Here is a 20592-nt window from a genome sequence, read left to right as displayed (position 1 = left end):
GAGCAACATGTGGTTGTACCCAAGCGCGCAATGGCGGGAACCGCATCCGCATACCGTGGGTCGCGCGTGCACCGCGGGGGGAATTGGCACCAATTGGACCCGCACAGACCGCCGAGCCGCATAATCGGTGAATGGTAGTTCGGTTACTGTCGGAGGCAGGTCGCTTTCTGACCGTCTCGGATCCCGGCCGCCTCCGGTTACGCAGTGCTACGACAACGACCGTCACCGTCATCTTGGCCATTGCGATTCTGATCCCCGGCTCGCGCTCGATCGGCCAACCCATCACCGTCGCGATGCTGGGGACCGTCGTGGCCATGCAGTCCTCGGCAGCAGTGAAGGACAAGGATCAGCGAAGCCGGGTAATCACCACGCTGCTCCTTGTCTTTCCTGCTGCTGGCGCGGTGTCGTTGTCCGCGGTGCTCTCGGAGTTCGGGAAGATCGCCGACGTCGGATTCATCGTGGTGCTCTTCGTCGCGGTGTGGGTACGGCGCTACGGGCCGCGTGGCACCGCGCTCGGGATGGTTGCGTTCATCTGTTACTTCTTCGCACTGTTCCTGCGAGCAACTCCCGACCAGATTCCGATCCTGGCAGTGTCGATCGTCGTCGGGGTGGCCATATCACTGCTCGTCCGCACGGTGATCCTGCCCGAACGGCCGAGCCTGGAACTGCGCAGGCTCGTCCGAGCCCTGCGCGCAGCGTCGATCGACGTGCTAGAGGTTGCCTCCAACCGGGCCGACCGCAACCTCCCGTTGCTGCGCAAACGACTCGACAAGCTCGGATCCACAGCGCTGATGATCGACGACTGGCTGGACCGAAACGATGCCGCTCAGCTCCTGTCGGTCACCAATTCCGATCTCTCGCTTCGCATCTTCGACGCGCAGATCGCCACCGAGCAACTCGTCAGCGCACTGTGGGCGCTCGACCCGGAGAAGCCATGGCCCAAGTCTCTCGGGCAGGCAACCACCGCGCTCGGCTCGTGCCTGCAGAACCGCCCGTCCGATGACCAGCTGCGTGCAGCGAGGCGACTCGCAGCGGCCGCCGCCGACAAATCGGATCCGTCCACCAGGGCAGGCATCGCCACCACCGTCGCAATGCGAGCGGTGCAGGCGCATATCGCGATACACCACATCACGAGCAACGCGTTGCGTATCGACTCCGAACCGAGAGAGAAGGCCGAGGTCGACGATGAGGCGACCGGGCTGAATCCCAGTACCAAGGCGGCCGTCCAGGTTGCCGTCGCAACGAGCGCCGCAACGATTCTCGGCGAGATCATCTCGCCGGACCGCTGGTACTGGGCGGTCCTGACGGCCTTTCTCGTGTTCACCGGTGCGTCGACGCGCGGTGAAATTCTTTCCCGTGCAGGCCACCGAGTCGTCGGAACAATCGCGGGAGTGCTTGCTGGCGTAGTGCTTTCGGCGTTGGTGGGCAACAATCAACCGGTGCAGGTGGTGCTGCTGGTTGTCTGCGTCTTTTTCGCGTTCTACCTTGTTACGGTCGCGTACGCGTTGCTGTCGTTTTTCATCACCGTCATGCTCGCGATGCTCTACGGTCTGCTCGGCACGTTCAGCATCGGGGTACTCGAACTTCGAATCTACGAGACGGCTGCGGGCGGGCTGGTCGGAATCGCGTCGGCCTATTTCATCTTCTCCACGGGCACCAGGTCGACGATGACGTCGAAGGTCGACGACTACCTCGACCAGATGACGTCGATCATCGACTCCAGCATCGCCTCCGTCGTCGAACCGGGGACCGAGACTCATCTCGTCACGGACATGCGCAAACTCGACAACGCGTTGAAAGATCTTGTGGCGGCTGGTAAACCGCTCGAACTGGGGCCGACGGCTCGTACCAGGCGCGGCGCCAAGCGTCTGCTGCGCATCATGACCGTCAGCAACAGGTCGTCGCATGCGCTTGCGCGGGCGGGCGTCGGTGCATCCCGCGCCGATCCGGACACCGGACCCTCGGAGGCAACCGCCGAGGCATTGAAAGAGGCAGCCGAGGTTGCCAAGGCAATCATCGCCGATGTCAAACGCGCTATCTCAGGCGAACACGTCGAGCCGCCGGAGAAGCTCACCGAAACTTCGGCAACCGACGTAATGTTGTCCTCGCCCACCACTTCCGGTCCGGTCCGCAGTGCTGTCCGGTCGCTCGGCACGCTGAACCGAACGATGGGGGAGGCGCTCACTCGTGTCTGACTTCGTCGATCGCACCGTTGCACGTGTCCCCGCTCTGCAGCCGTACGTCGAGGGCCCGTTCGATCTGCCCGCCACATCGTTGTCCGATCCGGAGTGGCTGGGCGAACGAGTGGCCGACACCGGGCGACGTTTCGGGTGCTCGGACTTATCCGTCGCCGGAACACTGTGGTGGTACTCGACGAGTTCGACACTGTTGTTTCTGACGGTGGCGTCGGCGATGGTCACCGGTCAGGTCGGCGATCCGGCGTTGTCCGCGCGTCGGTGTTCCGTCGGACCTGACGGCGATCTTCTCGGGGTGGTGGGCGGCGACGCGGTGGAGGTCGGTGACGCCATCGAGGCACTGACCGAGGCGCTGGCGTCGATCATCGAACCACTGGCCGAGGTGTCGGCGACACTGGAACGAACACTGTGGGCGATCGTCACGGACTCCATTGCCAACCGCTGCCTCGACGTCGGGGCAGCGCTCGGCGACAGATCACTCGGCACTTTCTTCGCCACCGCCCTCGTCTCGAAGATGGGAACGGCGCTGCCGAAGCCGCGGTTTCTCGACGTGAACGGCAGACCGTTCACCCAGCGCTGCTCGTGCTGCCTTCTGTACCGCACCGACATCGCAGGAATGTGCGTCAGCTGTCCGCATCGGTCACCCGGTGATCGGCGTCAGGGGCTGGAGGCCGTCGACTAGCTGCGCGGGCGTCGGAACGCACACGTCCGTAGCCTGGACCGGGTGAGATCGTCTTCGGTGGTTCCCGGCATTGCAGCACTCGTACTCGCCTCCGTCGTGGGGTGCAGTTCGCAGGGGCAAGCGCCTGCGGAAACCACAGCACCGGCAGCCCCCAACCAGGTGACGGTCGCCAACCGGTCGTACACGCCGCAGTCCATCACTATCGCCGTCGGGGACACCGTCACCTGGATGTTCGACGACGGCGGCATGGCGCACGACGTCGTCGCCGACGACCGTGCGTTCCGTAGCCCGCTGATGGAGGCGAGCTCGTACAAGCACACGTTCACCGAACCCGGCACCTTCACGTACCACTGCACGCCGCACCCGGACATGACGGGAACTGTGATCGTCACGCCCTGACAGTCACCTCTCGGTCATGGCAGGGTGCGCAAGAATTCGAAAGCTGCAGGCGTCACAGCAGGATTGGCGCTCACGACACCGTTGACCACGCCGATCGCCGCACCGAGCGCGGCACCGGGAATGCAGCCTACGAACAGGAACAGTACGCACCCGACCGCCGCGCCGATGCCGGCGCCGATGCTGCCAGTCACCGAACCGCCGTTCTGCCAACCGATTTGGATCTGGGTCACCAGATTCTCGTAGGCAGCAGGGCTGTAGACGGGGTGGAGGAGCGACGGGAACTCGGGCGTCACGGTCAGGGATCGTCCGTCGGCGCCGACCGATGCGGCCACCGGGTAGAGCGCGTCGTCCACGGAATAGGCCAATGGAATCGACGTCAGCGCCGTGCCCGATTGTCGACGATCGACACCGACGTCCCGTTGGCGTCGATCCGGAACGCCCCGGCGTCGAGGATTGTCCGTACGGTGCCCAGGCCGTCCGAGGTGATCGAATATCCGACCGGAACCGGTTCGGCCTGCGCCGTGCCGACGGTAGTTCCGGTGAGCGCGACCGCTGCCACGGCGGCGACGGTTATCCGCATCTTGGTAAGTCGCATGTCTGCTCCACTCTCGCGTGCGAACGGCCCCGCGAGGAGGACCGTGATGGCTTTCTCGATGATGGTCCCGGTCCCGGTCCTCGGTTGGCGTGAGCGATTGCCGAGCGTTCATCCGATTCGGGTGAATGGCAGGTCCGCTCTCGACCTGCGCGTGAGTGAAAAAGCACGCCTCGATGTCACGAAGCGCGCACGGGGTGCGTAGCTCCAACAACTAGGCTGGGCTCATGGCAACGACCGGGACGAGCAGGCGCAATGCCCTTGCCGCGCCCGTGTCGGTGGCCGCTGCTGCCGTTGCCTCCGGGGCGGTGCTGTATTTCCGAGATCCCCGCACGTCGACGTACCTGCCGTGCCCCTTCCACGCGATGACAGGACTGTGGTGCCCGGGCTGTGGGGCAACCCGGGCGGCAGGGAACCTGGTGCATGGTGATGTGGCGTCGGCGATGTCGTCGAACATCCTCGCGGTGCTGCTTCTGGTGGTGGGCGTCGCTGTGTGGGGACTGTGGGCCAGGGCGCGAGCAACAGGCCGCACCCTCGACATCGGGCGACCTCCGCGTTGGTTCGTCATCGGCGGGCTTGCGGTGTTGGTGTCGTTCACCGTTCTCCGAAACCTCCCCGTGGGCAGTGCGCTCGCGCCGTAAGAAAGGACAGATCATCGTGTGGATGGAAGTGTTCGGAGTGGTAGTGCTCGTCGGAGCGCTGGTGGTGCTCATCCCCACCGCACGTCGAGTGTTCAAGAAGGGTGACGACGAATGACCGACTCCTTGAAAGCGCGAGTCCGCGCCAAGCTGCTCGACCAGCTCAGTGGCGACGGTGCGACGGATGCCGAAGTGGCCGAGGGCGACGATCCCAGGTTCAACGCCATCAGCGACGATCTCGCAGCGCTCGACGAGGTCGACGACGGCGATCCGCTGGTCGACGAACTCGCGACGAGGTATTGGGTGCCGTGATGCGCTGCGCGCCCGTGCGCGTTTAAGTACCGCCGTGTGTTGCTTGCCACTCACGGGCGCGGAGCGCATCATCTAGTATCTATGTTGTGTCTAACTCAGTGTCCGCCTCCGAACAGGCCTACCTGACCGTCAAGGAAATGATCGTCACCGGCGAACTTCCCGGCGGCGAACTGGTCAGTGAAGGCGACATCGCCACGACCATGGACGTCAGCCGCACCCCCGTCCGGGAGGCGTTCTTGCGTCTGCAGGTCGAAGGCTGGATGCGGCTCTACCCGAAACGCGGCGCCCTCGTCGTCCCCATCGCACCAGGCGAAGCCGAGCATGTCGTCTCGGCACGACGGCTCGTCGAAACCGGCAGCGTCGAGGCCGTCGTGACCGACAGTCGAGTACGAACAGCACTCGTCGCCGACCTCCGCGCCAGCCTGGTGCGCCAACGCGTCATCGCAGCCGAAGGCAGCCGGGCCGAGTTCAGCGCCGCCGACGCCGACTTCCACCGGTTCATCGTCAGAGCGGGCGGCAACCCACTGCTCGACGCCTTCTATGCGGGCCTCCGCGAGCGACAGCGCCGGATGACGACGCACTCGCTCGCCCGCGACCCGGCTCAGATCTCACGGATCGTCGACGATCACACCCACCTGACAGATCTGATCGAAATTGCGGATGCGGAGAGCTTCTCGGTTGCGGTCGATGCACACATGCGCCGAACACATGGATTGAACGAGGGGGATACGCAATGACTCTCACACAGGACGTCGACACCAGAACCGGGCGATGGATACTCGTTGCCTCAGGCATGTTCGCGGTGGCGTGGGGTGGTAACGAATTCACCCCGCTGCTGGTGATGTACAGATTGGATCACGGGTTCTCGGCGGTCACCGTCGACACGTTCCTGTTCGCCTACGTCATCGGAATCGTTCCGGCGCTACTGATCTGCGGGCCGCTGTCCGACCGTATCGGTCGACGACCGGTGATGCTGCCCGCGACGGCGGTCGCCGCTGCCGGCTCCATTCTGATCGCCTTCGGTGCCGACACCGCGGTCGTACTGTTCGGCGGGCGCGTGCTGAGCGGTGTTGCTCTCGGCATCGGCATGGCCGTTGGCGGTAGCTGGGTGAAAGAGCTCTCTGCGCGCGACGCCACTGCAGGGCCCGGCGCCGGAGCACGGCGAGCCGCGATGAGCCTGACGGCGGGTTTCGCGCTCGGCGCCGGAGTTGCTGGAGTCCTCGCCCAATGGGCTCAGTGGCCGACTCACCTCGCATACATCGTCCACGTAGCGATCTGTCTTGCTGCAGGACTTGCGATGACCTCCGTCCCGGAAACCCGCCCTGCGGTTCCCCGACAGCACCGTCGGCGGCTGATGGACGATCTGAGAATCCCCGCGGCGTCGCATCGTCGTTTCCTGTTCGTCGTGGTTCCTCTCGCTCCGTGGGTGTTCGGTGCGGCGAGCGTCGCCTACGCGGTGTTGCCGTCGCTGATGGCGGAGCGCAGCGGTGGTTATCCGGTCGCACTCTCGGCGCTGATGTCTGTTCTTGCACTCGGTGCGGGTTTCGCGATCCAGGCCGTCGGGCGCAAGATCGACACCCCGAACGCCGCTCGCGGCGCGCTGATCGCCCTGTCGATTCTCGTGTTCGGAATGCTGCTGGCGGCGTGGGCGGCGTCGGTTCTGACGATTGCCGCCGCGTTGATCGCCGCGGCCGTGCTGGGCTGCGGATATGGGATGGCCCTTGTGTCGGGACTTCAAGAGGTGCAACGCATCGCAGGTCCCGACGACCTTGCCGGACTGACCGCAGTGTTCTACTCGCTCACCTACCTCGGATTCGCGGTCCCGGCGATTCTGTCGGCGCTCACCGAGGCCTGGCCAGTCGCGATCACCTACCCGAGAATCTTCGTGTTCGGGGCAGCGATGGCCGGTATCTGCTGGGTCTTCGTCCGGCTGCGTTCCACCTCCCACCTTCCGTCGGAAGCGTCTAAGCTCACCTGACTATGTCCGACGCCCCGCTCGTGCGAATGCGACGGGTTCCGTCAGCTGCCCCGGTGACGGCATTGTTGGTCTGGGACTGGCGCGAAAGTTACTTCGTATTACTCGTGTTCGTCGTTCCGGGTGCGCTTCTGGTTCACGTTCCCGCCCTCGTTCCTGCAGTGTTCATCGCACTGATCATGGCGGGACTTGCAGCGCGAATTCGTAGTATCGCTCGGTGGTGGACAGTGCTGCGATCGGGAGAAGTGGCCGACGTCCAGGGCGCCGCGTCGACGTCGGTCGGAGCGTCCACGCGCAGGATCTCGCACGCTACCGGATGGCGGGTTCACCGCGGATGGTTCACCGGCGATATCACCGACAATCTGGTGACGTACACCGTCGGGGGCGAGCAACGGAGCGTCGAGATCCGGGGTCTGCCGTACACCTCCGGAGTGGTACTCGCGCATCCTCTGCTCCCGAAAGCTCAGTGCGTCAGCGATTTACCGTTCGACCTGCGCCAAGCCGACGACCATCGGTGGACCGCGTCGGTGCCGGAGAAGTTCTGGCCGGGAGCATGCGCAACCGCCGTGCTCTACGGGCTTTTGGTGGCCGGTGCCATGATCAGTACTCGACATTGGTGGTTCTCAGCCTAGGATCAGCGCCCCAAGCGATTCGCAACCAATGGTTGCGTTTATCGATGTCGGGGCCTACAGTCATACGCAACCAATGGTTGCTAATGAGAGGTATGGACATGGAATACGCCAGCATCGAACGCGAGCTTCACATCGACGCATCACCGGAGGTGGTGTTCGACGTCATCAGCAGCGCCGAGCATCTGAAGCAGTGGTGGCCCGACGACGCTCACTTCGAGACGGCCCCGGGTTCGACGGGTGAACTGGTCTTCGGCGACAAGGCCGACCCTGACGCTCACATCACAGCGTTCACCGTGCTCGAGGTCGATGCGCCGCGAAAGTTCGTGTTCCGGTGGACCAATCCGGTCGGCGAGGTTGCGGAAGTATCCAATTCGCTGCTCGTGACGTTCGAGGTGTCTCCCGCCGAAAGCGGGTCGACAGTGCGAATGACCGAAACCGGCTTCCGCGAACAAGGTTGGGAGATCGCAGTTCTGGAGCACGAGTACAACCAACACGTCCACGGTTGGAGTGTGTTCCTGCCGCGCATCGCGCCGTACGCCGAGAGCCTGTCGGCAACGAGATGAGTACTGTCGACGACGATCTGTGGTCTGCCATCGGTGATCCGACGCGAAAGAGACTTCTCGATTTGCTGCTCGTCGACGGTGGCGGGACGGCGACGACGCTCAGTGATCAGCTGCCGGTCACAAGGCAAGCCGTCGCCAAGCATCTCGGTGTACTCGGACGCGTCGGGTTGGTGCATGCGACCCCCGTCGGCCGCGAGTCGAGGTACGAGGTCGACGAGCTTCAACTCGCCAAGGCTGCAGCGCAACTCGCTGATGCCGGTTCGGCATGGGATCGCAGGCTCGGCCGTATCAAGCGCATCGCCGAAGCTGTCGAGCGCGACAAGAAGGCCGGAGCCGACTAACCCGGAACGCTTACGGCAACGCTGGCAGCTGAGCCGAATTGAGCCACTCGTCCCACAGGCTGCGCGGGCACCCGTAGCGCGAGGCAAGGTCGGTGAAGTCTGCCGTACTCACGGTCGAGTAGCGGTACTTCGACGTCCACTCCTGAATCAGCCCGAAGAACTTTTCGTCGCCGATGGTGGTGCGCAGCGCGTGCAGGGTGAGAGCACCTCGTTTGTACACGCGATCGTCGAACAGCTTGTCGGGCCCTGGATCTGCGAGAATCAGATCCTTCGGTAGACCTCGCTGCATCGTGTGGACGCGCTTGGCTTTGTCGCGAGCGGACGTGCCGTCGGAGTTCTCGGCCCAGATCCATTCGGAGTAGCAGGCGAACCCTTCGTGCAGCCAGATGTCTTTCCACTTGCCGAGAGTGAGACTGTTTCCGAACCACTGGTGTGCCAGTTCGTGCGCGACCAGCCGCTCGAAATACCGTGTCCCCGAGCAGTGATTGGCACCGAAGATGGACAGACCCTGTGCCTCGACCGGTATTTCGAGGTCGTCGTCGGTGACCACCACGGTGTACGCGGCAAACGGATATGGACCGTAGAGCCGCTCGAAGGTGCTCATCATCTCGGTCTGGCGGCCGAAATCGTGATCGAAGTTCCGTCGGAGGCGATGCGGGAGAATGGCGTTCATTACTACAGGGCCTGCGCTGGTGGTGTGCAGGCTGTACGGCCCGATCTGGATGGTCGCCAGGTAGGTGGCCATCGGTTCGGGCTGCTCGTACACCCAGGTCGTTCGGCTGGCGCGGGTCTGCTTACGCACCAACGTGCCGTTGGCGACTGCGTAGTACGGCGAATCGGTGGTGATGGTGATGCCGTAGCTGGCCTTCGACACCGGATGGTCGTCGCACGGAAACCACGACGCCGCACCGTTGGGCTGGCTCGCGACGATGGAGCCCTCGGTGAGCTCGTCCCACCCGACTTCGCCCCAGAAACCGTTGATGGGTTTGGGCACTCCGCTGTACTGGATGCTCACCACCAACGCGGCACCGGACGCGATCGGTTTCGCCGGAGTGATCTTCAGCTTGCCTCGGTTCTGGGTGAACTTCACCGAGCGCGATCCGTTGACCGACACCTTCGACACGCGGAGGGCGGGCCCGAGATCGAGGGCGAACTTCGCGATGGTCGCCGTCGTGACGGCGGTGATCTTCGCCTTTCCGGCGAGCCGGTTACTTTCGACCTTGTATTCCAGATCCAGCTCGTACCGAGACACGCGGTAGCCGCGGTTGCCGTTCTCCGGCAGATATTCGTCGATCGGGGCGTCGTTCGCATCCGTGTCGAACGTGGGAGTCACGAGCTTCGAGCCGGCAAATTTCACTGGCCCGCTCCAGCGGCATCGGCAGTGAGAATGCGGGTGTACGGGTCACCCTTTGCCCACGGTGCGATCGGGTTGCCCTGCCAGCGGGTGTGCGCCGGAACGGTGTCGCCGCGCATCACTAGAGACGCCGGTCCGACCGTCGCACCGTCGCCGATGCCTGCGGCAGGCAAGGCGACACAGTGCTGACCCAAAGTTGCTCCTCGCCCGAGTGTGACGCTGTCCATGGACATGATCCGATCATGGAACAGGTGTGTCTGAACAACGCACCCTCGGTTCACGGTTGCACCGTCGGCGAGCGTCACGAGATCTGCTTCCGGGAGCCAATACGTTTCACACCACACGCCGCGGCCGATATCTGCACCCAGCCAGCGCAGCCACATGTTCAGCACAGCGGTGCCTTCGGCGGCGCGGGCGAACCACGGTGCCGCGACGGTTTCGACGAACGTGTCGGCCACTTCGTTGCGCCACACGAACGAACTCCACAGCGGGTGCTCGACCTTGTCGATGCGTCCGACCCATGCCCATTTCGCCGCCGCGGAGACGGCAGCCGCCACAGCCCCGGCGATGAGAAGCACGATCCCGCTCAACAGAGCCGCGACCCCATAGCCGAACATCTCGGCCAACGACGTCAGACCGAAGAGCACGCCGAGTCCGATGCCGAATGTCACCATCACCGGAAGCAATCGGCACGTCTCGACGAACGCGCGGGCAACCTTGAGCTTGAACGGCGGATCGAACGTGCGCGACGAATCGGAACGGCCAGCGGCCCGACGCAACCTCACCGGCGGGCTTCCAAGCCACGACGACCCTGATTTGGCTTTGTTCGGCGTCGCCGACAGCACGGCGACAAGCCCGTTCTTGGGGACGGTACGGCCGGGTCCGGTCATACCGGAATTGCCGAGGAATGCGCGCTTGCCGACCTTGGCGTCGCCGAGATGCATCCAGCCGCCGCCGAGTTCATAGCTCGCGACCATGGTGTCGTCGGCGAGGAAGGCACCGTCGGCGACGGTGGTGAACTTGGGGATCATCAGTACGGTCGATGCTTCGACGTCCTTGCCGATTTTGGCGCCGAGCAGCCGCAACCAGTGCGGCGTCAGCAGCGACGCGTACAGCGGGAACAGGAACGTTCGCGCGGAGTCCATCAGTCGTTCGGTGGCCCACACCTGCCAGCCGATGCGGCTACGCACGGGGTGATAGCCCTCGGTCAGCCCGATGCTGCACAGTCGCACGGAAACCAACGTGATCAGCGCGAACACCGCGAGCGAGAGCAGCGTCGCCACCGGCAACATGATGGCGGCGCGTCCGAGTGCGCCGAGCATCGTCGTCGCGGTGTGCAACCACCAGCCCATCAGCACGATCGAGACGCCGATCGAGAAGATTGCCATGCCCGAGAGGAACAGCGACGCGACGCCGTAGGCGAGGATCCAGCGCGTCGCGCGCGGCGGCGCATGTTCGGGCCAGGGATGCTCGGCTTTGCCGACCTTTGTTGCCGGCGAGCCTGCCCACAACTGACCGGCTTTGACACGGCCGACGACAGCCGATCCGGCGCTGACGACAGCATTCTTTCCGATGGTGGTCCCCGGCAGCACTGTCGACCGCGCACCGACTGTTGCGCCTGCGCCGATCTTGATGGCCCCGACGTACACGATGTCACCGTCGATCCAGTGGCCGGTGAGGTCGACTTCGGGCTCGACGGAACAGCCGTCGCCGAGTTCGAGCATCCCGGTGACCGGAGGCAACGTGTGCAGGTCGACGCCCTTACCGATCTTGGCCCCGAGCGCGCGGGCGTAATAGACCATCCAGGGCGCTCCCGAGAGGTTCGATGCACCCGAGGCATCCGTCAATCGGGTCGCGGTCCACAGCCGCAGATGTGCGCTGCCGCCGCGTTTGTAGGCGCCGGGTTTCACTCCTGCCAACAAGATGCGCGACCCGACGACCGAGATGGCCATTCTCCCGACCGGACTGATGAAGAGGACGAAGGCGACGAGAATCCACCACCAGGACAGCGTCGGCGCCCAGGTGACTGCGGCGAACCACGACATCACGTTGCACAGAATCCCCAGCCACGTGATCCACTGCAGGCCAGTCAACGTGGTCAACGGGATCGTTGCCGCGATCTGTATCCACTGGGCTTTTCGCGGCGTCGGCTCGACCTCGCGCGGCACGACCTTCACCGGCGGCTTCAACTCGTCGAGATACCGTGCGAGCGAACCGAGGCGCGGGTGGTCGTAGAGCTGCGCGACGGTGATCTCCGGGAACCTCTCCCGCAGCGCCGTCACCAACTGCGCGGCCGACAGCGAACCGCCGCCGTTCTGGAAGAAATCTGCGTTCTCGTCCGATACCTGTGCGCCCAGAATATTCGTCCACAGTTCGGCGACCCAGCCCGCGGTGCCCTCGAGATTCGAACCTTCGCCCATGTCGGGCAGCGGCCAGGGGAGTGCATTTCGATCGACCTTGCCCGACGTCCTCGTCGGCATCTCCTCGACGAGCGCGAGCCGCGGAACCAGTGCCGACGGCAGCTGCTCGGCCAGGATTCTCCGCGCCGCTTCCAGATCGAAATGTGGATCCGTGCTGGCCAGATAGCCGACGAGCACCGAGTTGCCTGCGCCGGTTTTGCGTACCGCAGCGGCAGCGCCGCCGACACCCGGGAGTGACTGCAGCGCATTGTCGATCTCGCCGAGCTCGATGCGTCGGCCGCCCAGCTTGATCTGATCGTCGGCGCGGCCCTGGAACAGCAAGCCTTCGAGCTCCAGCTTGACCAGGTCCCCGCTGCGGTAGGCGCGGTCCCAGCCGAGCGTCGGCATCGGGGCGTACTTTTCGGCGTCTTTCGCCGGATCGAGGTAGCGGGCGAGCCCGACGCCGCCGATGACCAGCTCGCCTACCTCACCGACCGCAACCGGGTTGCCGGTGCCGTCGACCACAGCGAGGTCCCAGCCGTCGAGCGGCAGGCCGATGCGGACCGGGCCTTTACCGTCCATGATCGATGCGCACGCGACGACGGTGGCCTCGGTGGGGCCGTACGTGTTCCAGACCTCGCGGCCGTCCACTGCCAGACGTTCGGCAAGTTCGGGCGGGCAGGCCTCGCCGCCGAAGATGAGCAGGCGCACGGCTTCCAATGCCACGGCGGGCCACAACGCAGCCAAGGTCGGAACTGTCGAGACGACACTGATGTCTCGCGAGACGAGCCATGGACCGAGGTCGAAGCCACTGCGGACCAGCGAGCGCGGCGCAGGCACCAGACACGCGCCGTGGCGCCATGCCAGCCACATCTCCTCGCACGAGGCGTCGAACGCCACCGACAGACCGGCCAGCACCCGGTCGCCCGGACCCAGCGGATCGTCCTGCATGAACATTCGTGCCTCGGCGTCGACGAATGCCGCGGCGTTGCGGTGACTGACGGCCACGCCCTTCGGGGTACCGGTTGATCCGGAAGTGAAGATGACCCAGGCGTCGTCGTCGGGCGTCGGGGTGGTGAGGATATCGGGGGCGGGCACGTCCTGCTTGTCGGCGGTACCTGCGGCGATACCACCCGCAGTGACCACCGCTGTCACCTTTGCTTCACCGAAGACCAGTTCGGCGCGCTCGTCCGGATCGTCGGCGTCGACGGGGACATAGGCGGCGCCTGCGTTGAGAATCGACAGGATCGCCACGTAGAGCGAGAACGAACCCGACGGCATCCGGATCCCGACGCGGTCGCCGCGCCGGACTCCTGCGCGGGCAAGCCACTGCGCGCCCTCGTCGATGTCCTCCAGCAATTCGCGGTAGGTCACCGAGACGGTGCCGTCGTCGATCGCGGGTGCGTCGGGATGCTGGGACGTGGTGGAACGCAGAACATCGATGAGCGTCCGCTCGCGGGGAGCGCGCTCTGCGCGGAGGAATTCGGCCGGTACCGCCGCTGCGGGCTGCGCGTTGGCCGATTCCGATTGTGATTGCACAGACAACCGGGTGTCCTTCTTCTCGTGTGGCAACTGAACAGGTGAAACGTGTGGGTCGTTATCTCATGTTCGGTTGGCCAGAAGGTGAACGGACGTTGTTTCGGGACGGGCTCGACACTGCGGCAGTCTACTAGGCAGGACCCGTTCGAGCCGATCGCGCTGATCTCGGCATCAGCTTGCGCGAGTCATCCTCGGAGGAACGCGAGCACCGCGAGTACACGGCGGTGCCCGTCGATATCGTTGGGTAGATCCAATTTCAGGAAAACGTTTCGGATGTGTTTGTTCACGGCAGGCGCGCTCAGCGTGAGAAAGTCCTGTATCTCGGAGTTCGATCGACCCTCTGCCATGAGCTCGAGAACTTCCCGTTCGCGTTTGCTGAGTCGGTCCAGCGGTCGAGTGCGGCGGTGCAAAAGTTGACGAACGACTTCGGGATCGATGACGGTTCCGCCTGACGCAACCTTGTGCACGGCATCGTTGAACTCTGTCACCGCCCCGATACGGTCCTTGAGTAAATAGCCCACCGAAGACCCGTCGCCAGACCCGAGTAATTGCGAGGCGTAGGACTGCTCGACGTACTGACTCAGTACCAGTACCGGAAACCCTGGGCTGTGCTCCCGGAGGAGCACCGCCGCACGCAAACCATCATCGGCGTTACCCGGTGGCATGCGGACATCGGTGACAAGGAGCTCCGGTTGATGTGTGGCGACAGCGGGGGCAATCTCGTCGGCACTTCCGACGGCCGCAAGTACGGTGTGCCCGAATCGTTGCAGCAGCCCACACAGGCCCTCTCGCAACAGAATCGAGTCTTCCGCAAGGATCACGCGATGCGGCATGGGATCTCCACCTTGAGCGTGGTCGGTCCGCCGAGCGGACTGGACAATTTGAGCGTTCCCGCGACCACTTCGAGCCGATCGGCCAGGCCCGTGAGCCCGGTACCGGACAGTGGGTCAGCGCCACCCCCTCCGTTATCGGAGATCTCGAACACCAACGTATCGGCGTGCAGGCGCCCGTAGACAGTCGCTGCGCTTGCCCGGCTGTGTTTGGAAATGTTGGTCAGTGCTTCTGCGACCACGAAGTACGCCGTAGTTTCGACTCGGTGGGGGAGTCGCTCGGGCAAACGCACATCGACAGTGGTCGCAACGACAGACCGGCCAGCGGTGTCGACCACAGCGGCCGCAAGTCCATTGTCGTACAGCACTTGTGGATTCAGACCACGGACCAGGTCACGAAGCTCGGACAGCGCGACGGTGAGTTGCTCCTGGGCATCGGAGAGTCGATCCGCGAGCAGTGGGTCGGCAGTGTCAAGCCTGGCCAGCCCGAGATTCATACCGAGGGTGACCAACCGCTGCTGCGCTCCGTCGTGGAGGTCTCGCTCGATCCGTGCGCGCTCGGACTCGAAAGCGTCCAGCAGACGCTCCTTCGTTCGGGCGACCTCACTCAGGCCAGTGCCGATCTCGTGGTCGCGTGGTGACAAAAAGATCCGGGTCAGTGCGGCATGTGCCCCCGCCCAAGCCGTCACAAGATAGGGACCGGCCGCGAGCGTTACCGCCCCGATGACCAACCACGGCCATGCGGACGGATCTCCTACAGGAGCCCGGAAGCTGAGGTACGGCACTGCGAAGGCGAATCCGAGCACTGTGATGTCGAGCCAACACAGAGCCGTTACGGACAAAGCGGTGAAGCCGAGTTCGCGCCATGTCGCCGGTTCGGTGAAGCGGGTTCGTAGCCACGGCCACGCGCCGGGATCGAGCGGTGGACGATGAGGATCGGGGCAGCCGTCCAGATCGACCAACCGCAGACGGAACCGCTCGACCCGCGCAATGAAAATTCCCGACAGAACAATTAGCAGCAGGACCACGACACCGGCGATCAGCACGAAGAAGATGACGCCCAAGACGGTGGCGGCGGCCAGCACCGCGAAGATCGTCAGGCCGAACACACCGCCGGAGAGCAAGTAGAGCAAGCTACGCCATGGCCACGGCGACACCAGGAACCGAAAAGGGTTTTGCGCTAACGCTTGCCAGGCCGTTGCGACGCGCATCTCACCATCGTAAAGTGCCGTCGCCAAAAAAACGGTAGTGCTGGCATACCCACACCTTGTAGCGGTCAGGTGACTGTGCGCGAATCGTGTAGCGCATTCACTGGCTGTTATGACAACAACTGAAGCGGGCGCGATACAACTGCACGATGTGCGCAAAGTGCACGGCGAAGGCAATCGTGTGGTCACCGCCCTCGACGGAGTGACAATCGACTTCGGGCGGGGAAGCTTCACGGCAATCATGGGACCGTCCGGGTCTGGTAAGTCGACCCTGCTTCACTGCGCCGCAGGCCTCGACCGGCCCACGAGTGGAACAGTCACCATTGCGGGCTCCGACATCGCCTCGCTGAACGAAGAGGCTCGGACCCAATTACGACGAAGACACGTCGGATTCGTCTTCCAAGCATTTAATTTGGTCGGCTCGTTGACAGCGGCGCAGAATGTCGAACTGCCAGCTCGATTCGCCGGACGCCGTGTCCCTGCTCGCGAGGTGGCGGCGGCGCTCGCGGCGGTCGGGCTCGCGGACCGCGCGTCGCATCGTCCCGCCGAGTTGTCGGGAGGGCAACAGCAGCGTGTGGCGCTGGCGCGCGCGCTGATCACCCGCCCGGACGTGTTGTTCGCCGACGAGCCGACCGGCGCACTGGACACTCTTAGCTCGAAGGGCGTGCTCAGCCTGATGCGACGGCTGGTCGACGAAGAGGGACAGACGACCCTCATGGTCACTCATGACCCCTTCGCCGCGTCCTTCGCGGACACCGCAATTTTCCTCGAGGACGGCCGCATAGCCGACTCGTTGAAGGTCGAACGCGGACGATCCGACAACGCTGCTGTCATCGCCGCTCGTATGGCCGGGTTGGAAGCGCGATGATCGCGCTCGCAAACCTGCGCACACAGTGGACGAGCTTCCTGGCTGCCTTTCTGGCCACCGCATTCGGGGCCGCGCTGATCAGCGCAACCCTCATCGTCTTCGACTCTTCCCAGCCGGTGGTGCAGCCGCGGCTGGAGGGCGCGGCGGCACTTGTCCTGCCTGCACAGGCTGAGGACGAGTTCGGCAACCCATCGGATTTCATCCCGTGGACTTCAGGCGAAGCGCAACGGATTGCTGATGATGTGCGTGGCGTACCTCGGACGGATGCCATCGTCATCGATAGATCGTTCTACGCCCAGCCCTTCATCGGTGGCACACCGATCGAGGATGAGGGGGCCAAGGAATCAGGGCACGGGTGGTCGAGCGCTCAGCTGGCGCCTTACGTGCTGACAGCCGGCGAAGCACCGACAGGGTTCGACCAGATAGTTGTCCCCGTTTCCTTGAATGTCGCTGTCGGTGAGTCAATCTCAATCAACCTCGCTGCCGGACTGCGTGACTTCACTGTATCGGGAACCCTGGACGGACCTGGGTTTTACTTCACGGATGACTATGCGGCACAATTGAATCCCGGCGTGAGGTCGGTTGGCGTCGTCGGTGCCAGTCCAGCAATCGAGGAGCTTGCGCCGCAAATACAGGAAGTAGTGGGGGACCGCGGCACAGTGATTTCCGGGGATGCGCGCGCCGCGCTCGAACCCGAATACATTTCACATCGGCGGAATCTGGGTAGTCAGTTGATCGTTGCGATGTCGACAATCGGTCTGTTCACAACGGTATTCGTCGTCGGTTCGACGCTCACGCTCGCAGTGTCCGAGCGTCGCCGCGAGATCGGTCTGCTCCGCACCGTCGGTGCTTCTCCTGGACAAATACGGAGAATGGTGCTTGGCGAGGCCGCCGCAATCGGCCTGGTCGGCGGCCTCGTCGGCGCTGCGCTCGGAGTCTCATCGACACCCGCTCTACGTGCATTGTTGCTGAACCTCGGCGTCGCGCCACCGGACTTCCACATTCATATATCGGCGTGGCCGCTGCTGGTGGCTGTGGGTGTCGGAGTGGCCGTTGCAGTACTGGGTGCGTGGGCTGCCGCGGGATCGGCCACCAAAGTCGCGCCGATAGAGGCAATGCTCGCCGTTGCTGTGGAACGAAAACCGATGACACGATCGCGTTGGGTCGCGGGGCTTGTCGCGCTCATCGGTGGTCTTGTGGCGACTGTAGTGACAGCAACGGCGGGCGCAGACAGCAGAATCAATACCGCCATCGCCGCCGCCATGTTCCTCATCGTGGCGGCGGCTTTGCTTGCGCCCGTCATAATCGGGCCGATCGTCAGCATGGTGACGTGGCCTCTTGCGCGAAGGTCCAAATCAGCAGCACCGATGCTCATCAGAGCCGAACTGACCACAGGAACACGTCGAGTGGCCGCGACTGCTGCTCCCGTCATCGCCGCCGTCGGCTTCGCGGTACTCCTGAGCGGCATGGTGCAGACGATGGCTGCGGCGTACCCGGCGGAGCAAACCGAGCAAGCGCGTGGACTCGCAATCGTGGTACCGGACAGAACGGCAGGACTGAGCGACCAGGTGGTACTCGAGACGGGGGCCGGCCCAGTCGGGACAAGGGCTCCGCTGCCCACTCGGCTGTTCGTGCACGAAGCGTCCGGGGATGTCATGGTGGTCGACGGAATTGGCAGTCTCGACGAACGCTACGCCGTCGCCGGTCAGGCGGTGCTCGACGAAGCCACTGCGAGACTACTCGGCGTGCAATCCGGTGACACAATTCCGGTGCGCTTTGTCGATGGGAGGTCGGAGGAGTTCAGGATCTCGCAAGTGCTCTCACTCGATCCCGCGCGTGGAACGTTCGTAGTGCCCCGAGAGACAGTGCGCGATCACGATCCGTCCGCGTTGACCGACTCGGTGTTCGTGCCGGAGGACCAGGCGCCGATCGAATTCACCGCCGGTGCCATGGTCACGGACGCTTACAATTACGCGCTGCAGGACTATCGGGTCGACGCTCGCCTCACCAATTGGCTGGCAGCGGTTCTCACCGTGATGGCTGTGGGCTATAGCGGGCTCTCTGTCGCGAACAGCATGGCGATGTCGGCGCACCAGCGCAGGCCTGACACTGCTGTGATGAAAGGGTCGGGGGGAACCGTGCGGCAGCTGCTGTCGGTGGCGTTCGGCGAGTCCGCGATCGTGGTTATGATCGGGTCCGTTCTCGGTTTGATCGTGGCCTTGCCGCCGCTCGGGGGAATGGCGGTGGGGCTTTCGCAGGTGACGGAAACTGAGGTGGGCCTGCAGGTCGGGTGGCCGACCGTGTTGTCGGTGGTCGCAGGCTGTCTATTACTCGCCTCGGTCTCCACACTAGCGGTCACACGACGGGTGCTGGGAACACCGCCGGGGTGATGGACGCCGTTTCTGGCGCTCAGCATTCGAAGACGGTGCGCACGATCCCTCTCCTGGACGGCGGCACCCGAAGATGAGGTTTCCTACCTCTCAGGTTGACAACTCCCTGCATCGTTTGTCATCCTCTTGGACAGGTCATGAGTACCAGCATCAAGCCCCGGCTTGCTGGTCGGCAACCCTCCTCCGCGGTGGGGTGCTCCGGGTGACGACCAGGCTGACATCGGAAAACCGGTGCAGCAAGCGCGGACTCGATCTTCTTTCGTCATTCTTCGAGTCCCTTGATCGACAAGGGGTATTTTGTCATGACTGCTGTCCTCGAAAACTCGTGTGCACCGTTCGCGACCGTCAGTGGGTCCGATCTGCAAGTGCCGCTCGTCGACGGAACCACCTGCACCTACGCCAATTTCGACTATGCGGCTTCTGCGCCTGCGCTCACCGAAGTGACCGCCCGGATTGCCGAGCTGTTGCCGTACTACTCCAGCGTTCACCGCGGAGCGGGTTACGCGTCGCGAGTCTCGACGGCAGCCTACGAGAAGGCGCGTATCACTGTTTCCGACTTTGTTGGAGCGCAGCATGATTCGGCCGTCATCTTCACCCGAAACACCACCGATTCGCTCAATCTCCTAGCCGGCTGCGTGCCGGGAGATACCGTGGTGCTCGACATCGAGCATCATGCGAACCTGTTGCCGTGGAGGAACCGTCGCGTCGTGGTGGCGGCCGATTCGATCTCGGAGACCGTTGCGCGCATCGAAGCCGAACTGTCGGCCAAACCTGCTGCGCTGCTTGCTGTCACCGGAGCCTCGAACGTCACCGGTGAGGTACTGCCGATTCGCGAACTCGCTGCGCTGGCGCACCGCTACGGTGCTCGTATCCTCGTCGACGGCGCTCAGCTGGTGCCGCACCGCCGCGTGGACATCGGCGACCTGGACGTCGATTACCTCGCATTCTCGGGTCACAAGCTTTACGCGCCGCACGGGGCGGGCGTCCTGGTAGGCAAGCGTGACTGGCTCGATGCTGCCGAGCCGTACCTTGCAGGGGGAGGTGCGGTGCGATCGGTGGGCATCGACCACACCGAATGGGCACCTGTGCCGGCCCGTCACGAAGCTGGAACCCCCAATGTGCTCGGTGTTGTGGCGCTCGCCGCCGCGTGCCAGGCCCTCGTGGCACACGAGGCCGCAGGCTCCGTCGAGCACGAGCGTGCGCTGTCGACAAGGCTGCGCAACGGTCTGGCGTCGGTGCCCGGTGTCGAGCTCTTGACGGTGTGGAACGATAGTCCGGACAGTGTGGGCATTGTCACATTCATCGTAGCCGGGTACAGCCAGGGAGAGGTCGCTGCCTACCTCTCCGCCGAGCATGGAATCGGCGTTCGCGACGGCAAATTCTGCGCGCATCCACTGCTCGCTCGGCTGGGTTGTGCAGACGGTGCCGTACGTGCCAGCCTGGGCTTGGGCAGCTCGGACGGCGATGTCGACCGTCTCATCGACGCCGTCGGCACGCTCGTCGTGGACGGCCCCTCCTGGACTTACGAAGAAGAGGCGGGCTGGTGGAATCCCGTCCCCGACCCCCGTCCGTTCCCTGATCTGGCAGACGGCGCCGCCGGCGTGGGATCCCCATGCGCCACAAGAACAGTTAGCATCGCTTCATGACAGCAATTGTCGTGTGGCGAAACCGTCGC

20 protein-coding genes, 1 pseudogene and 1 riboswitch are annotated in these 20592 nt (G+C 64.1%); of the genes and pseudogenes, 15 read left to right on the top strand and 6 right to left on the bottom strand.

Annotated elements, in window-relative coordinates:
* Nucleotides 1–131 precede the first annotated feature (131 nt).
* Genes QMK17_RS09010 through QMK17_RS09000 form a run of 3 tightly spaced genes read left to right on the top strand, consistent with a single transcriptional unit; the run spans nt 132 to nt 3276 of the window.
* Nucleotides 132–2195, top strand: coding sequence for an FUSC family protein (locus QMK17_RS09010; protein ID WP_283508382.1), 2064 nt, complete (start codon nt 132–134; stop codon nt 2193–2195).
* The gene (locus tag QMK17_RS09005) at nt 2188–2877 is read left to right on the top strand and encodes a (2Fe-2S)-binding protein (protein WP_283508381.1); all 690 of its coding nucleotides are present in this window, start codon (nt 2188–2190) and stop codon (nt 2875–2877) included. The genes QMK17_RS09010 and QMK17_RS09005 overlap by 8 nt, the downstream gene beginning before the upstream one ends.
* A gap of 42 nt (nt 2878–2919) precedes the next feature.
* Nucleotides 2920–3276 (top strand): plastocyanin/azurin family copper-binding protein, encoded by a 357-nt coding sequence (locus QMK17_RS09000; RefSeq protein ID WP_283508379.1) that lies wholly within the window; start codon nt 2920–2922, stop codon nt 3274–3276.
* A gap of 14 nt (nt 3277–3290) precedes the next feature.
* Here the strand turns inward: QMK17_RS09000 and QMK17_RS08995 are convergent, their stop codons facing one another.
* Together QMK17_RS08995 and QMK17_RS08990 are read right to left on the bottom strand one after the other, a co-directional pair.
* Entirely contained in the window at nt 3291–3641 is a 351-nt protein-coding gene (locus QMK17_RS08995) for a hypothetical protein (RefSeq protein ID WP_283508378.1), read from the bottom strand.
* An 11-nt stretch (nt 3642–3652) separates the two neighbouring features.
* Nucleotides 3653–3871 (bottom strand): hypothetical protein, encoded by a 219-nt coding sequence (locus QMK17_RS08990; RefSeq protein WP_283508376.1) that lies wholly within the window; start codon nt 3869–3871, stop codon nt 3653–3655.
* Between the two features lie 46 nt (nt 3872–3917).
* Here QMK17_RS08990 and QMK17_RS08985 point away from each other — a divergent pair, with 46 nt between their 5' ends.
* The 8 genes from QMK17_RS08985 to QMK17_RS08950 all read left to right on the top strand — a co-directional run bounded on the left by QMK17_RS08985 (nt 3918) and on the right by QMK17_RS08950 (nt 8329).
* On the top strand, nt 3918–4073 hold the full coding sequence (locus QMK17_RS08985; RefSeq protein ID WP_283508374.1) for a hypothetical protein: 156 nt from the start codon (nt 3918–3920) through the stop codon (nt 4071–4073).
* Between the two features lie 22 nt (nt 4074–4095).
* Complete coding sequence (locus QMK17_RS08980; RefSeq protein WP_283508373.1) at nt 4096–4509, top strand: DUF2752 domain-containing protein; 414 nt, start codon at nt 4096–4098, stop codon at nt 4507–4509.
* Nucleotides 4510–4620: 111 nt separating this feature from the next.
* Nucleotides 4621–4818, top strand: a complete 198-nt coding sequence (locus QMK17_RS08975; protein WP_283508371.1) for a hypothetical protein — start codon at nt 4621–4623, stop codon at nt 4816–4818.
* 86 nt (nt 4819–4904) lie between these two features.
* A complete protein-coding gene (locus tag QMK17_RS08970; RefSeq protein ID WP_283508369.1) occupies nt 4905–5555 on the top strand; it encodes a GntR family transcriptional regulator in 651 nt (216 codons plus the stop codon).
* Complete coding sequence (locus tag QMK17_RS08965) at nt 5552–6796, top strand: MFS transporter (protein ID WP_283508367.1); 1245 nt, start codon at nt 5552–5554, stop codon at nt 6794–6796. The genes QMK17_RS08970 and QMK17_RS08965 overlap by 4 nt, the downstream gene beginning before the upstream one ends.
* 2 nt (nt 6797–6798) lie before the next feature.
* The gene (locus tag QMK17_RS08960) at nt 6799–7425 is read left to right on the top strand and encodes a hypothetical protein (RefSeq protein WP_283508365.1); all 627 of its coding nucleotides are present in this window, start codon (nt 6799–6801) and stop codon (nt 7423–7425) included.
* Between the two features lie 98 nt (nt 7426–7523).
* Nucleotides 7524–7988, top strand: coding sequence for an SRPBCC domain-containing protein (locus tag QMK17_RS08955; RefSeq protein ID WP_283508363.1), 465 nt, complete (start codon nt 7524–7526; stop codon nt 7986–7988).
* Nucleotides 7985–8329, top strand: a complete 345-nt coding sequence (locus tag QMK17_RS08950) for a helix-turn-helix domain-containing protein (protein WP_283508361.1) — start codon at nt 7985–7987, stop codon at nt 8327–8329. Before QMK17_RS08955 ends, QMK17_RS08950 begins: the two co-directional genes overlap by 4 nt.
* A gap of 10 nt (nt 8330–8339) precedes the next feature.
* Here QMK17_RS08950 and QMK17_RS08945 read toward each other — a convergent pair whose 3' ends face one another.
* From QMK17_RS08945 to QMK17_RS08930, 4 genes are all read right to left on the bottom strand, one after another.
* A complete protein-coding gene (locus QMK17_RS08945; protein ID WP_283508359.1) occupies nt 8340–9686 on the bottom strand; it encodes a M1 family metallopeptidase in 1347 nt (448 codons plus the stop codon).
* Nucleotides 9683–13627 (bottom strand): Pls/PosA family non-ribosomal peptide synthetase, encoded by a 3945-nt coding sequence (locus tag QMK17_RS08940; protein WP_283508358.1) that lies wholly within the window; start codon nt 13625–13627, stop codon nt 9683–9685. Before QMK17_RS08940 ends, QMK17_RS08945 begins: the two co-directional genes overlap by 4 nt.
* A 179-nt stretch (nt 13628–13806) precedes the next feature.
* Entirely contained in the window at nt 13807–14454 is a 648-nt protein-coding gene (locus QMK17_RS08935) for a response regulator transcription factor (protein ID WP_283508356.1), read from the bottom strand.
* Nucleotides 14439–15662: a sensor histidine kinase gene (locus QMK17_RS08930; RefSeq protein ID WP_283508354.1), complete on the bottom strand. Its 1224-nt coding sequence runs from the start codon at nt 15660–15662 to the stop codon at nt 14439–14441. The genes QMK17_RS08935 and QMK17_RS08930 overlap by 16 nt, the downstream gene beginning before the upstream one ends.
* 109 nt (nt 15663–15771) lie before the next feature.
* Here QMK17_RS08930 and QMK17_RS08925 point away from each other — a divergent pair, with 109 nt between their 5' ends.
* The 4 genes and pseudogenes from QMK17_RS08925 to QMK17_RS08915 all read left to right on the top strand — a co-directional run bounded on the left by QMK17_RS08925 (nt 15772) and on the right by QMK17_RS08915 (nt 20563).
* Nucleotides 15772–16527 (top strand): ABC transporter ATP-binding protein, encoded by a 756-nt coding sequence (locus QMK17_RS08925; RefSeq protein WP_283508352.1) that lies wholly within the window; start codon nt 15772–15774, stop codon nt 16525–16527.
* Nucleotides 16524–17567: pseudogene (locus QMK17_RS26465) on the top strand (ABC transporter permease); the annotation flags it as partial. The gene QMK17_RS08925 and the pseudogene QMK17_RS26465, both read left to right, overlap by 4 nt.
* A gap of 75 nt (nt 17568–17642) precedes the next feature.
* Nucleotides 17643–18917 carry an ABC transporter permease gene (locus QMK17_RS26460; RefSeq protein ID WP_442972724.1) on the top strand — a complete coding sequence of 425 codons (1275 nt, stop codon included), beginning with the start codon at nt 17643–17645 and terminating at the stop codon, nt 18915–18917.
* 133 nt (nt 18918–19050) lie between these two features.
* Nucleotides 19051–19166, top strand: a riboswitch (SAM riboswitch).
* 53 nt (nt 19167–19219) lie between these two features.
* A complete protein-coding gene (locus tag QMK17_RS08915) occupies nt 19220–20563 on the top strand; it encodes an aminotransferase class V-fold PLP-dependent enzyme (RefSeq protein ID WP_283508348.1) in 1344 nt (447 codons plus the stop codon).
* Nucleotides 20564–20592 lie beyond the last annotated feature (29 nt).

This window comes from Rhodococcus sp. G-MC3 (assembly GCF_030063335.1).
Taxonomy (GTDB): domain Bacteria; phylum Actinomycetota; class Actinomycetes; order Mycobacteriales; family Mycobacteriaceae; genus Rhodococcoides.
The sequence above is the reverse complement of the archived record's forward strand: the minus strand, read 5'-3'. Positions and strand labels throughout refer to the sequence as shown.

Excerpts from the sequence above, each read along its gene's own strand:
- QMK17_RS08960 (WP_283508365.1), top strand. The coding sequence starts at position 6,799 with ATGTCCGACGCCCCGCTCGTGCGAATGCGACGGGTTCCGTCAGCTGCC.
- QMK17_RS08930 (WP_283508354.1), bottom strand. The coding sequence starts at position 15,662 with ATGCGCGTCGCAACGGCCTGGCAAGCGTTAGCGCAAAACCCTTTTCGG.
- QMK17_RS26460 (WP_442972724.1), top strand. The coding sequence starts at position 17,643 with ATGCTCGCCGTTGCTGTGGAACGAAAACCGATGACACGATCGCGTTGG.
- QMK17_RS08980 (WP_283508373.1), top strand. The coding sequence starts at position 4,096 with ATGGCAACGACCGGGACGAGCAGGCGCAATGCCCTTGCCGCGCCCGTG.
- QMK17_RS08935 (WP_283508356.1), bottom strand. The coding sequence starts at position 14,454 with ATGCCGCATCGCGTGATCCTTGCGGAAGACTCGATTCTGTTGCGAGAG.
- QMK17_RS08925 (WP_283508352.1), top strand. The coding sequence starts at position 15,772 with ATGACAACAACTGAAGCGGGCGCGATACAACTGCACGATGTGCGCAAA.
- QMK17_RS08950 (WP_283508361.1), top strand. The coding sequence starts at position 7,985 with ATGAGTACTGTCGACGACGATCTGTGGTCTGCCATCGGTGATCCGACG.
- QMK17_RS09010 (WP_283508382.1), top strand. The coding sequence starts at position 132 with ATGGTAGTTCGGTTACTGTCGGAGGCAGGTCGCTTTCTGACCGTCTCG.
- QMK17_RS08915 (WP_283508348.1), top strand. The coding sequence starts at position 19,220 with ATGACTGCTGTCCTCGAAAACTCGTGTGCACCGTTCGCGACCGTCAGT.
- QMK17_RS08985 (WP_283508374.1), top strand. The coding sequence starts at position 3,918 with ATGGCTTTCTCGATGATGGTCCCGGTCCCGGTCCTCGGTTGGCGTGAG.
- QMK17_RS08965 (WP_283508367.1), top strand. The coding sequence starts at position 5,552 with ATGACTCTCACACAGGACGTCGACACCAGAACCGGGCGATGGATACTC.
- QMK17_RS08975 (WP_283508371.1), top strand. The coding sequence starts at position 4,621 with ATGACCGACTCCTTGAAAGCGCGAGTCCGCGCCAAGCTGCTCGACCAG.
- QMK17_RS08990 (WP_283508376.1), bottom strand. The coding sequence starts at position 3,871 with ATGCGACTTACCAAGATGCGGATAACCGTCGCCGCCGTGGCAGCGGTC.
- QMK17_RS08955 (WP_283508363.1), top strand. The coding sequence starts at position 7,524 with ATGGAATACGCCAGCATCGAACGCGAGCTTCACATCGACGCATCACCG.